Source organism: Acetivibrio cellulolyticus CD2 (genome assembly GCF_000179595.2).
Taxonomy (GTDB): domain Bacteria; phylum Bacillota; class Clostridia; order Acetivibrionales; family Acetivibrionaceae; genus Acetivibrio; species Acetivibrio cellulolyticus.
In genome coordinates this window covers 81,519-94,026 of the sequence record NZ_JH556651.1, presented here as the reverse complement: position 1 = coordinate 94,026, position 12,508 = coordinate 81,519, and the positions used below count along the sequence as shown (strand labels likewise).

At 35.8% G+C, this 12,508-nt stretch carries 14 protein-coding genes and 1 pseudogene; 2 read left to right on the top strand and 13 right to left on the bottom strand.

All coding sequences use genetic code 11. The features are described from left to right. Positions 1-136 precede the first annotated feature (136 nt). The 7 genes and pseudogenes from sigE to murA form a co-directional block, all read right to left on the bottom strand. Positions 137-871, bottom strand: coding sequence for an RNA polymerase sporulation sigma factor SigE (gene sigE, locus ACECE_RS0200390; RefSeq protein ID WP_010243139.1), 735 nt, complete (start codon positions 869-871; stop codon positions 137-139). A gap of 38 nt (positions 872-909) precedes the next feature. Next, positions 910-1,806 carry a sigma-E processing peptidase SpoIIGA gene (spoIIGA, locus tag ACECE_RS0200385; RefSeq protein WP_010243137.1) on the bottom strand — a complete coding sequence of 299 codons (897 nt, stop codon included), beginning with the start codon at positions 1,804-1,806 and terminating at the stop codon, positions 910-912. A 357-nt stretch (positions 1,807-2,163) separates the two neighbouring features. Beyond that, entirely contained in the window at positions 2,164-3,258 is a 1,095-nt protein-coding gene (gene ftsZ, locus ACECE_RS0200380) for a cell division protein FtsZ (protein ID WP_010243136.1), read from the bottom strand. A gap of 284 nt (positions 3,259-3,542) precedes the next feature. Beyond that, entirely contained in the window at positions 3,543-4,778 is a 1,236-nt protein-coding gene (gene ftsA, locus ACECE_RS0200375) for a cell division protein FtsA (protein WP_010243135.1), read from the bottom strand. A 105-nt stretch (positions 4,779-4,883) separates the two neighbouring features. Further along, complete coding sequence (locus ACECE_RS0200370; protein ID WP_010243134.1) at positions 4,884-5,249, bottom strand: small basic family protein; 366 nt, start codon at positions 5,247-5,249, stop codon at positions 4,884-4,886. An 11-nt stretch (positions 5,250-5,260) separates the two neighbouring features. Continuing rightward, positions 5,261-6,136, bottom strand: a complete 876-nt coding sequence (locus ACECE_RS0200365; RefSeq protein WP_010243133.1) for a cell division protein FtsQ/DivIB — start codon at positions 6,134-6,136, stop codon at positions 5,261-5,263. Positions 6,137-6,149: 13 nt separating this feature from the next. Then, positions 6,150-7,076 (bottom strand): annotated as a pseudogene (gene murA / locus ACECE_RS26155) (UDP-N-acetylglucosamine 1-carboxyvinyltransferase); the annotation flags it as partial. Between the two features lie 211 nt (positions 7,077-7,287). Between murA and ACECE_RS0200355 the strand changes: the two are divergent. Next, on the top strand, positions 7,288-8,691 hold the full coding sequence (locus ACECE_RS0200355; RefSeq protein WP_010243131.1) for a MurT ligase domain-containing protein: 1,404 nt from the start codon (positions 7,288-7,290) through the stop codon (positions 8,689-8,691). A gap of 2 nt (positions 8,692-8,693) precedes the next feature. After that, entirely contained in the window at positions 8,694-9,440 is a 747-nt protein-coding gene (locus ACECE_RS0200350; protein ID WP_026073633.1) for a type 1 glutamine amidotransferase, read from the top strand. Positions 9,441-9,526: 86 nt separating this feature from the next. On the opposite strand, the gene ACECE_RS0200345 is transcribed toward ACECE_RS0200350, so the two are convergent. The 6 genes from ACECE_RS0200345 to sigY are packed head-to-tail and all read right to left on the bottom strand — an operon-like array spanning position 9,527 to position 12,483. Further along, positions 9,527-10,285 carry an ABC transporter permease gene (locus tag ACECE_RS0200345; protein ID WP_010243129.1) on the bottom strand — a complete coding sequence of 253 codons (759 nt, stop codon included), beginning with the start codon at positions 10,283-10,285 and terminating at the stop codon, positions 9,527-9,529. Next, positions 10,282-11,208 (bottom strand): ABC transporter ATP-binding protein, encoded by a 927-nt coding sequence (locus ACECE_RS0200340; RefSeq protein ID WP_010243127.1) that lies wholly within the window; start codon positions 11,206-11,208, stop codon positions 10,282-10,284. The genes ACECE_RS0200345 and ACECE_RS0200340 overlap by 4 nt, the downstream gene beginning before the upstream one ends. After that, the gene (locus ACECE_RS0200335) at positions 11,208-11,408 is read right to left on the bottom strand and encodes a PLDc N-terminal domain-containing protein (RefSeq protein ID WP_010243125.1); all 201 of its coding nucleotides are present in this window, start codon (positions 11,406-11,408) and stop codon (positions 11,208-11,210) included. The genes ACECE_RS0200340 and ACECE_RS0200335 overlap by 1 nt, the downstream gene beginning before the upstream one ends. Before the next feature lie 4 nt (positions 11,409-11,412). Beyond that, positions 11,413-11,643 (bottom strand): hypothetical protein, encoded by a 231-nt coding sequence (locus tag ACECE_RS0200330; RefSeq protein ID WP_010243123.1) that lies wholly within the window; start codon positions 11,641-11,643, stop codon positions 11,413-11,415. Beyond that, positions 11,643-11,963: a DUF5345 family protein gene (locus ACECE_RS0200325; protein ID WP_040427859.1), complete on the bottom strand. Its 321-nt coding sequence runs from the start codon at positions 11,961-11,963 to the stop codon at positions 11,643-11,645. Before ACECE_RS0200325 ends, ACECE_RS0200330 begins: the two co-directional genes overlap by 1 nt. Beyond that, positions 11,950-12,483: an RNA polymerase sigma factor SigY gene (sigY, locus tag ACECE_RS0200320; protein WP_010243119.1), complete on the bottom strand. Its 534-nt coding sequence runs from the start codon at positions 12,481-12,483 to the stop codon at positions 11,950-11,952. Before sigY ends, ACECE_RS0200325 begins: the two co-directional genes overlap by 14 nt. Positions 12,484-12,508: the final 25 nt, after the last annotated feature.

Sequence of the window (12,508 nt, the reverse complement as noted above, 5' to 3'; positions counted from 1 at the left end):
AAATTTTCACAAAATACCTTGACAAGATTCTTAATTATTGGGAAAACTAGCCTCATTTTTTATTGTTAATTTATTACATCACCATATAACTAACAGTTTATACAAACAATAGTTCACTTCTTACATATGAATACCTTTATATCATTCTGCTGATTTCTTTTTTAAGCCTGCATATAATTTTTTTCTCTAGTCTGGATATATATGACTGGGAAATCCCAAGCATATCAGCTACTTCTTTCTGTGTTTTCTCCATTCCCCCGTTAGAAAGCCCAAACCTCAATTCCATAATCTTTTTTTCTCTCATAGATAGTTTCTTCATTGCAGTATTAAGCAGTTCCTTATCTACCTCATCTTCGATACTTCTATGAATCAAATCATTTTCTGTACCTAAAATATCTGAAAGAAGCAATTCATTTCCATCCCAATCGATATTTAGCGGCTCATCAATAGATATTTCTGTCTTCATCCTATTATTTCTTCTAAGATACATAAGTATTTCATTTTCTATACATCGTGAGGCATATGTTGCAAGCTTAATATTCTTGCTAGGATTAAAGGTATTTATAGCCTTAATTAACCCAATTGTCCCTATTGAAATCAGATCCTCAACTCCTACACCCGTATTTTCAAACTTGCGGGCTATATACACTACCAATCTTAAGTTTCTTTCAATCAAAATTGTTTTAACCCCATAATCATTCTTTTCGAGCTTGTTTAGCAAATAGCTTTCCTCATCATTGCTTAGCGGGGGGGGTAATGCTTCACTTCCGCCAATATAATATACTGGGAAATTTTTATGAATCTTGAACTTCTCCAAAAGATTAATATACTTGATCCAGAAAAAAAGTCTTACCTTCTTAAAAAGAAACATTATACTTTCTCCTTTCAATACATTTTTGGGTACATTTTTTACACCAATTCTGGACCTAGAAGTGCATTATAGTTCTCACTTTTAGAAAGAGCCCTATTATAGATGCCGATAATCACGTCAGTTACCCCCTTCTTTTCAGTATTTTCTCCAACCTCTATATAATCTGGTTTAAAGCCTATCAACATACCGTTATCTTTTCCAAGTGATGTAAATGGAATAAGCCTGAACCTTGAAAACCAGCTGGAATCCGAGACAATCCTAGTTACACATACCAGGTCATTCTCTTTTGACTCTTCAAAGATATTCTGTATCTCTTGAGGCAAAATACTTTTTATTGCATTAAATTCAACTACAACTACAGGCACATGCGTCAGCGGATCATACAAAGCATTACCGGTATCCACTAATGCAGACAGGTCTATTGCTCCATTCTCAAATGCAACTTTTAGAGGTATAAGCAGCCTATCCCTCACCAATCTGCCCTGTATGATATCCCAGAATATTTTAACTATGATTCCCGCTGTAGCAATTCCTAAAAGCATCACAGTCCACTTCGAATTCCAGTAAACATAGAAAAACCCATTTCTCACAAAACCTCCGCTCTGGTTAAAATAGAGGAAGGCAAAACCTGCTCCTGCAAAAATGAATGTAGATATATAAAAAATCGCCAGCGTCTTGAAAAATGCACCAAACCGTTCGAATGAAAAGGCAATTGCAACAATTGCAAATGATAGAGCAATTTTAGCAATTGTAGTATAATACCCCTTCAAGCTTGGAAAAACAACCAGGATTGCAACATAAAGAGCTCCAACTGTGGCACCTAGAAATAGCCTCAAATGGGATATTTTATTTTTAGAAAATTTAGCAGTCATTAGAAGAATCAAATAGTTCATTACTATGTTTTCAAGTAAAAGTACATCAAGAAATATCTCCACTCTTTTCCCCCCTGTAAGTAAGAAATGGCTTACCCTTTGTTAACCTGCTTCAAGTAACATAAAACCTCAACTAATTGCATACCTTATTAACTTATATGCATAAGCATGTATTTTTATTATTAATTATACAAATTAATTAACATATAATTTGTCAAAACCTCACTGCAGAAAAATTTTTCGTATGACAAAAATCTAGTGCTTTTTAACGTTAAAAAATAAAAACCTCGGGGCAGCGAGTCCCTCAGTTTTTCACTCTTTCATTTCACTTAAAGAGGCTAAATGGAAAAAGCCCTAAAGCATATCAAATATGCTCTAGGGCCTTTGTAATAAAACCTATTTAGGTATTATACACAACACTTATTTAAATCTATTCCTTCTAAGGAAAGTTGGAATTTCCAGTTCATCTGAAACAGGCTGAGGCTCTGGAATTTTCTCTGTAGTTCTAGTACTTGTCACAGCAACTTTCTCAACAACTTTTTCAGTTTTTCTTAAAACCGGAACCTTGTCAAATCCGGTCGCTATAACGGTAATTAAAAGTTCATCCTTCAAATTCTCGTCAATAACCGCACCAAAGATAATATTTGCATCAGGATCTGCTGATTTTTGCACAAGTTCTGCAGCAGTATTAACTTCAAAAAGTCCAAGGTCAGGTCCACCAGTAATATTTAAAAGAACCCCGCGAGCACCTTCAATTGAAGTTTCAAGCAAAGGACTTAGGATAGCCTGTTTTGCAGCCTCTTCCGCTCTATTTTCCCCTGATGCTCTTCCAATACCCATATGTGCCAAACCAGTATCCAGCATAATAGTCTTAACATCTGCAAAGTCAAGATTTACAAGTCCTGGTACTGCAATCAGGTCGGATATACCCTGTACACCCTGTCTTAATATGTCATCTGCAATTCTGAAGGCATCCACTATAGAAGTCTTCTTTTCTGCAACCTGAAGTAGCCTGTCGTTTGGTATTGTAACTAATGTATCAACTACTCCTTTGAGAGTCTCAACGCCTCTCTCCGCATGCTGCATTCTTTTTCTTCCTTCAAACATAAACGGCTTAGTTACAACGCCAACTGTAAGTATTCCCATTTCCTTTGCTACCGAAGCAACTACAGGAGCTGCTCCTGTTCCTGTTCCGCCACCCATACCGGCAGTAACGAAAACCATATCAGCACCCTTTATAGACTGTGCTATTTCATCCTTGCTTTCATTTGCAGCTTTTTCTCCAATTTCAGGGTTTGCACCTGCTCCAAGACCTTTTGTAAGCTTGTCCCCTATCTGGATTTTAGTATTTGCCTTTGACAAAAATAAAGCCTGTTTATCAGTATTTACAGCTACAAATTCAACCCCACGAAGTCCTGCAGTTATCATTCTATTTACAGCATTGTTACCGCCACCGCCAACACCTATAACCCTTATCTGGGCAAATTGTTCAAGATCAATATCAAATTCCAACAATGTAAGTCCCCCTCCTTATTCTTTTGTAATAACACAACACTAATAGACAAAATCTGTTCCCGAAATATCCTGTATAACATTTATAGTAATTTTCATCAGTTACAGTTATATTTACATTTGTCAATCCTATTCTCTCAATATTTAATAATATATTAATATTTGGATTTGTGCAAGGATGTTTTTAATAAGTTTAAAACCTTTAGCAAAACTTGCAGGCTAAAGATTTATACGTCAATTATAAACTAAGTCCATACCATTGTACAACGAAAAAAAGAACTAAAATGTTAAAACAAACCATTAAAAAGATTTGCTAATTTTCTAAAGAATCCACCAGTATTTTTTCCCTTATTCTTTTTTTGCTTTTTGACTTCACAACCTGTATTGCTTGCACCAAACCTATTTACAATATATTTTGCAGTCCCAACCGATATTAAAAATTCAGGCTTTGTTACATTTGAAACATTATATGATGCCACTCTAACAGGCAAATCAAACACTTCATACGCAAGCTGCATATTTCCATCAATATAGGAAATACCTCCGCCCGACAAGACAATGCCCTTGCCAAAGCCTTCCAAAACATTAGCCTCTTTAAGTTGTTCCCTGCAAATTGAAAAAATCTCATGCACTCTTGCTTCGATTATTTCAATTACTTCTGAAACCTTTATGTTTATCTTTCTATTCTCATTTATCTCATTTACAGTAATCTCATGGTCATTCTTAATCAAAGATGTAAGAGCAAGCTCATATTCCCGCTTAAGCTTTTCCGCCTCCTGATGAGGAATTCTCAGCCCTATGGAAATATCATTGGAAATATGGTCTCCACCGACAGGAATTGCATCATAAAAGACCAAACGCTTATTCTTGATAACAGATACATTGGTAATACTGCCGCCAATGTCAATAAGTATAACTCCCATCTCTTTTTCTTCCGGAGTAAGCACAATTTCTGCAGAAGCCAAAGCTTCCACAACAAAACCGTTTACTCTTAAGCCAGCCTTTTCCATACTCTTTAATATATTCTGAACAAAAGTAATCTTTCCTGCAATTACATCTGCCTCGACTTCCAGCTTAACACCTGACATGCCTACAGGGTCGACTATTTCATCATAACCGTCTACGATATACTGTATCGGTATAACATCTATAACCTGACGGTCTTCAGGCAACTTTACCTTCTCCGCACTTTGTAAAACGTTCTCAACGTCATCTAAGGAAATTTCCTTGTCTTCACTGGAAATATTCACGCTGCTCCTATTATGTATGATACTGGCGTGCATTCCCATTATATTCACATATGCAGAATCGATTTCCATATTTGCAAGTGCCTGAGCTCTTTCAATACAATTCCTAATCGAAACTGCTGTACTTTCTATATCAACAATTATACCTTTCTTTACGCCATTACATGGCTCCATAGCCTTTCCCAAAACTTCCATCTCACCAGTTTTGCTGGCTCTGGCAATCAATGTGCATATTTTTGAAGATCCTATATCGACGCAACCAATTATATTTCCCACTTATGTGAACCTCCCGTAATTAAAAACATGAACCCGCAGGGTACAGCTTTATATCACCAGTAAAATTTTCATTTAAATTAACTCACAATAAAGATAATTTTTTACTTAACTTTCAGTATTATTTATTATATTATCTTTTTTTGAAAGTTTATTCAATAGTATTCTACGAATAATTGCAAAATTCAAGAATAATCTATTTCCAAAAGCAAATACCGCAGCAAGATATAACTGTATTCCAAGTTTATCACCTATGTAAGCCAATATCGCAGCTAATATAGCATTTCCGAAAAAGCCGGTAAGAAATACACTCAAATTGAACTTTTTTTGAAGTGTTGCTAATACGCCTCCAAATACTGAATCCAACGCTGCCAGTATTGCAATAGCTACATAATTCGAATATGCTGCGGGGATGTCATATGGGATAAAAATCCCTAAAACTATACCAATAATCAAACCAAGCAAAGGTAACATAATATGTCCTCCTATTTATCTGGAATAAAATTAGGTCTATTGCCTGTTGTAAAATCCAGATACCCTTTATCCGTTTCTTGAAGTTTATTGAAGAAAACTTCTCTTAGAAAACTCAACCTGTAGCTTCCAACCTCTTTATAATTCCCAAGGTTGACCTTAACCCTTGAGTCCAGTGAAATACATATGTTGTCCAAATCGGAAACATCAATATAATTCACATGTTTCAAAATTGCTTTGCTGCTATCATATACTTTGTCATTGTCAACCTTTTTAATCTCTTCAATAACCATCTTGAATTTGTTGAATTTCTTTTTATCTTCCGCATTTACAGCTTGTCCCAATTCACAATTATCAAGGTCTAACCCCTGTATACGGAGTAATCTGTACTTCGAAACATCTTTTTTCGAGTCCAGTATATACCCTTCTGCATCGATAAGCAAGTTTGAATCCGAATATGGGATAATAGCAATAGGCTCTCTCTCTGTAACATTTATATTAACTCCATTAGGAAAACCCAATTTAACAAAAACCTTCTTTATATAAGGACGATTTTGCTCTATACTTTTCTCCGATTGGATTGACCTAAACAGTACTATACTTTTAAAATCAAGCCCATTTGTCCTAAACCAGTTATTTCCCATTATTAAATTGGATACTTCAGTTATTTCATTATCATTATAATGATTATTGCCAGAAACTTCAATCCATTTAATATTAAATAAAGGAGACAGCGCAAGGAGCACTAAAGTTGCAGCACTTAAAACAGTTAGCAGAAGAAATCTTACGAACTTTAATGCTCTTTTTCGCTTTTTTTTAGTTTTTCTTTTGTACTTCCCTCTTATTTCCTTTTGTGAACCGCTCTCACCATCAATATATTTTTCTTTCAAAGCACTAACCCCTTTATTCTTCTCTCAAAATTAAGGCTCCGACTTTGGACAGTTTATCTTCAATATTCTCATATCCTCTGTCAATATGCTTGATGCCACTGATAACTGTCGTGCCTTCAGCTACAAGGCCGGCCAATACCAGAGCAGCTCCTCCTCTTAAGTCTCTTGCAGTTACTGTTGCTCCTGTAAGTTCCTTTACACCTTTTATCACCGCAAGACGTCCTTCAAGTTTTATATTCGCTCCCATTCTCATAAGTTCTTCAACATGCTTATATCTGTTTTCAAAAATCGTCTCAACAAAAATACTTGTTCCACGTGCTATAGAAAGCAATGAAATGAACTGTGATTGCATATCCGTTGGAAATCCCGGATAAGGCAAAGTTCTTATTATATCAATTGACCTGGGTCTTGTTGGACCCGAAATATGCATTGTAGTTTTTTTTGTGTTAATTCGGCAGCCACATTCTCTTAAGTAACTAATAACAGGTATTATATGTTCTGCCGAAACATTCTTAAGAGTAATATCTCCACCGGTAATCCCAGCGGCGACTAAATATGTACCAGCAACTATTCTGTCAGCAATTACATTATGCTCAACGTTGTTTAACCTTTTGCTGCTTCCTCTTATCCTGATAATGCTAGTACCTGCACCTGTCACATCAACGCCCATACTGTTAAGAAACTTTTGGAGATCTACAATCTCCGGCTCCCTCGCTGCATGCCGAATAATTGTATCTCCTTCAGCAAACACAGCAGCTAACATTATATTCTCAGTAGCCCCTACACTTGGAAAATCAAGCTGTATATCTGCACCTTTAAGTTTTTCCGCCTCACAGTATATAAAACCATGAAGAGCGTCGTGCACCTTGACTCCCATCTTCCTTATTGCCTTCAAATGCAAGTCTATGGGTCTTGGTCCTATTTCACACCCACCTGAGTGTGAAAACTTATTGGCACATTGTGTTTTATCTACAACATTCTATCACTTAAAAAATAACGTATCAATTATTTTTTTTAGGAAATACTTTCCTATAAAATATTTGTACATAATATAACCCTTTATGTTATAATGTAAAAATATTAAATCACAGGAATACTGAAGTTATAACTTTAGCTTTGTTTTCAGCTATTCCTTAGAATCAGGGGCTGTCATGAATCTAAGACTTACTTTTACAATACTAATAACAAAAATACTGATTTTTATCCTTAGAATATTTAAAAGCGGAGGTACAACGCTTCCAGGTAAAATCGCCAGAAAGCTCTATCCAGATGTAATTAAGGTTATTTCTAAAGATTTTAAAATTATAATGGTCACAGGAACAAATGGTAAGACAACAACTACCAGGATAATCGGTGAAATTCTTAAAGTAAATGGCAAGGATTATATTACAAACAAGTCAGGAGCGAATCTCTTTGGTGGAATTGTTACCACTTTTATTGACTCCGTTAATCTCAAAGGCAGGGGAAAGGCACCTATAGCCCTTATAGAAGTCGATGAAGCAGCTTTCAATGTCGTTGCCAACTATGTAGATCCTGACGTTCTTGTGGTTACAAACTTTTTTAGAGACCAGTTGGACCGATATGGTGAATTATATTCTACATTAAATAATGTAAGATCGGGAATTCAAAAGTCAAGTAAGACAAAGCTTATTTTAAATGCAGATGATTCTTTATGTGCTTCTTTAGGAAAGGATACTGATAAGGAAGTAACTTATTACGGGTTCGCAAGCGAAGCGTATGAGGCTAAAGAAAAACTGGTTAACTCTGATGCTATGTTCTGCATTTACTGCAAGACCAGATATGACTATGAAAGTCATGTATACGGGCACCTTGGCAGCTTTGCGTGCAGTTCGTGCGGTTACCGCCATCCTGATACCCAGATAACCTGTGTTAAAGTTGATGAACTCAACAGTTCCTATTCAAATGTATTATTCTCAGTAGTCTCTGACAAAAGTACGGATAAGAACGAAATTTTGCAGGCTAAAATCAACCTTCCTGGACTTTATAACATATATAATGCACTGGCAGCTGCCGCCTGCGGAACTGTATTGGGTTTACCTGCCGGTAACCTCGTCGAAGCTCTGGAAAACTTTGAATGCGGCTTTGGCAGAATGGAGACTATTACAACTAACGGTAAAACCATAAAGATTATATTGGTTAAAAACCCGACAGGATTTAATCAGGTTTTGAGTTTTCTTTTAACCGAAGAGAAAAATATGCAGATTGCGTTTCTTATAAATGATAAACTTGCAGACGGAACAGATATTTCCTGGCTGTGGGACGTTGATTTTGAAAAGCTTGAAGAGGCTCAAAAGATAATTGACAACTTTTATGTATCCGGAATAAGAGCCGAAGATATGGCTGTCAGGCTCAAATATGCCGGTATTTACAGCAACAAAATTCAAATAGTAAAAGACTATGAAGAGCTCCTTGAAAAAGGACTTTCGAATACTAAAAACGGGCATAGCTTTTATATTCTCCCAACTTATACAGCCATGCTTGATATGAGAAAACTTCTCAAGAAAAAATATGGATTAAAGGAGTTTTGGAAATAGTTATGTATGAGCTAAATATATGTCACCTATACCCTGATTTATTAAATCTCTACGGAGACAGGGGAAATATCATCGCCTTAAAGAGACGCGCACAATGGAGAGGAATTAACGTTACTATATCTGATATCAGTATGGGTGACGAGTTTAATGCCGAAAACTTTGATATTGTATTTCTTGGCGGCGGTCAGGACTATGAACAGGAAATAATCCAGGATGATGTGCTAAATCAAAAGGGAAATGAAATTAAAAACGCCATACAAAATAACAAGATATTCCTTGCTATTTGCGGAGGGTATCAATTACTTGGCAACTACTACAAAACCTGGGACGGAAAAGAAATTGAGTTCTTAAAAGCACTTGACCTGTGGACTATTGGCGGTAAAGAAAGAATGATAGGTAACTTTTGCTTTGAGTGCGAATTTCTTAAGTCAGAGAACTACGATGGCAAAATTGTAGGGTTTGAAAACCATTCAGGAAGAACTTATCTCGGTCCAGATGTCAAACCCCTCGGGAGAATTGTAAAAGGTAATGGAAATAATGGTGAGGACGGTTTTGAAGGAGCAACCTATAAAAATGTGTTTTGCTCATATTCACACGGAAGCTTGCTCCCTAAAAATCCGATATTTACAGATCACCTGATTTCACTTGCTTTGAAACAAAAATACAAGGATTTTGTATCTCTACAGAAGCTAAATGATGAATTTGAGGAACTTGCTCACAACACCATGATTCAAAGAATAGTAGGATAGTGCCTTATTTTACCCAAAAAGGCCCAGGTTGCATGAGCAATTAGTGCGGCAAACCCTGGGCAAAATCATGTTATGGATATAAGTATTTATATTTCCTGCCTTTTAAAAGTTACGACACTTAGAATTATAAGCACAATAACCAAAGCTGCTGTTACGATAAAAGGTATCAATGCCTCACTTGCCTGATTTACTCCTAACAGGATATTTGTACTAAGTTCGCTTAGTTTTCCGGGCGTATACTTTCCTATCTTTGGAATAAATGCAATCAGTGGGATAGCTAATAGACCTATAATACCTATTACTCCAGCCATCATATGTGTTTTGGTTATAGTGCTTGCAAAAACAGTAATTGATATAATAAATACACCGTAAAGCCAAAATATTAGAAAGCTAACCCATAAATTTTCGTGATAAAAAGTCGGAAAAAGCAGGTATGTGTAATATACGCAAGCTCCTACAGATACTATAAACGATAAAGTATAAAAAGTTACAGCTGCAGTAAACTTGCTGACAATAAACTGAGTTCTCGATACCCGTTTTGTAAGCACAAGGATCATAGATCCTCTAACTCTTTCATCAACAATCACGCCCATAAAGGATAGTACCATAACAAAAAGACACATAGAATTAAAATTTTTGAAAAACTGGGCATATGAATCTGTAAATTTGGGTTCAGGAAGCACTATATTAATATTACCTCCCGCCATCTTAAGTATCTCGTTAATATATTTTGCACTTAAGGGACTTGAAAAAGCAACTAACAAAAAAATTGAAGGAATTATAAATATCTTCTGTGTTTTAATTATTTCCTTTAATTCTTTTATAAAGAACGTAAAACCTGTCACGATTTGCTCACCACCTTTAAGAATATATCCTCAAGTGAAGGCTCGAGGATCATAAATTTCTTTAGCCTAACCTTTTTCTCTGTCAATAATGCAGTCATATTTATTTGCGCATCGCTAAGGTTATTTACCAAAACTTTAACTTTTCCTCTTTCAGGTATTTCCGTACTATCTACCCATTTTTGCTTTGAAAGCAAAGATAAAAATTCGTTAAAGTTCTCCGACTCATCTGCTTCAATCTCAATTCCCTGCCTCGAATATTTTTGCCGTAAGTTTGGTATAGTGTCTTCAATAAGCATTTTTCCTTTGTCCAGTATTACAACCCTATCACATATCCTCTCAACGTCAGAGAGGATATGCGTGGAAAAAAAGACCGTAACCCTTCCTGCCAATTTTCCAATTATGTCCATTACATCCTTTCTGCCTATAGGATCTAAAGCAGACGTGGGCTCATCAAGGAATATTACCTTTGGATCATTTATAAGCGCCTGGGCAATTCCTAACCTTTGCTTCATACCTCTTGAAAAACCCTTTATCTTTTTATTCACTTCTTCAAGCCCAACCAGTTCAATTAAATTATCAACCCTATCATTCAACACTTTTTTATCGATAGAGAAAAGATTTCCGCAAAAATACAAAAATTCTTTCGGCTTCATCCAATCATAAAACGAAGGTACATCTGGAAGGAAGCCAATATCCATACGGTTTTTAAGACTTCCGAAGGTAACATCCCTACCATAGAGCTTTATATCACCGGATGTTGGCTTTGATAGACCAAGCAGCATTTTTATAGTTGTCGTCTTTCCTGCTCCGTTAGGACCTAAGAAACCATATATCGATCCTTCCGGCACTCTTAGGTCAAGCCCGTCAACTGCACTAAAGCTATTGAATCTTTTAGTAAGTTTATTGGTCTCAACTGCAAGCATTATTCATCATCTCCTCTGGCCAAAAGGTAAATTATCGGCCCAAGCATATTGATAAAAAGTATGATTGCTCCCCATATCCATTTGTTACCAAACCTCACCTTTTTTCTCTTCACCAGATCTACCATTGCTACAATTATAAGTGTCCAGTTTATTAGCAAAAACGGAATAATAAATGGTAGCGCTTCTTTAAATTCAGTCATAAAACTATTCTCCTTTCGTTCTTTTATGAATTTTTCTTACAAAAAACAAATAGAATATTAAGGGCTCAGGAAAACGTATAAGACCAATAATTCCCCAGAACCAATGCTTCGCATTTCTCTTTCTGGCATCAATAAAAAGCCATGTTGCCTGCGTCAGTAGTATTGCTGCCACCAAAATATAAGAATACACCGGCATTCCATATATTTTCGTATTTAAAGCATTTAAAATTTCCATTAATTATTCACCCTTCCAAAATGGTGTTTAAACCATACTAAAACGCTTATTGGAATAGTTACAAATGCTGCTGCCTGTAAAGACATAAATAACGTGATATTTAAAAATAATATGCCTGATGAAACGCTCAATACAGTAACAGCAACAATCAAAAACACTAATAGCTCAATATTCTTCCAATACCTTTTCTTTTCTTCAACCTGCGAAACCAATAATTTAAAATTCCCTATTCCAGGCTTGTTTACAGGTAGATTGTCATCTACATAATTCAATGTGTCTTTCATTTCCTGAATGATTTTTTCATCCTCATTCCCCATCATATCCCAACTCCTTTCTCAGAACTTTTAACCCATTGTGAATTCTTGATTTCACAGTTCCTAGAGGTATAGACATTTTATTTGCAATTTCCTCATAGGAAAATCCATAGTAGTGCTTTAGCAATAGTGGCAGCCGTGTAATATCATCCAGCCTTGCCAAAGCGTCCAGAATACGGTTTATGGAATCATCATCACTATAAATGCCTATTTCGATTTTTTCCTCCAGTACCTTTTCACTTTGGTCCATGTACCTGTTCTCAACTTTTTTCTTCCTTAGATAGTCAACATATATATTCTGTGCAATAGTTATAAGCCACGTGGAAAACTTTGACTTCTTTTCATCATAAAATTCTATCTTTACAATAGCCCTAACCATCGTTTCCTGAACCAGATCTTCAGAAAGTGATTTGTCAAATGTAAACTTATACAGGTACTTATACACAATTTCGTAGTTGTCATATAACAACTCAGCTAAAGCATTCTGGTCTCCTTTTCGTACCTTTTTTAAAAGTTGTTCGTCCATTTGCCCTACCTCATTATTCTGTTTT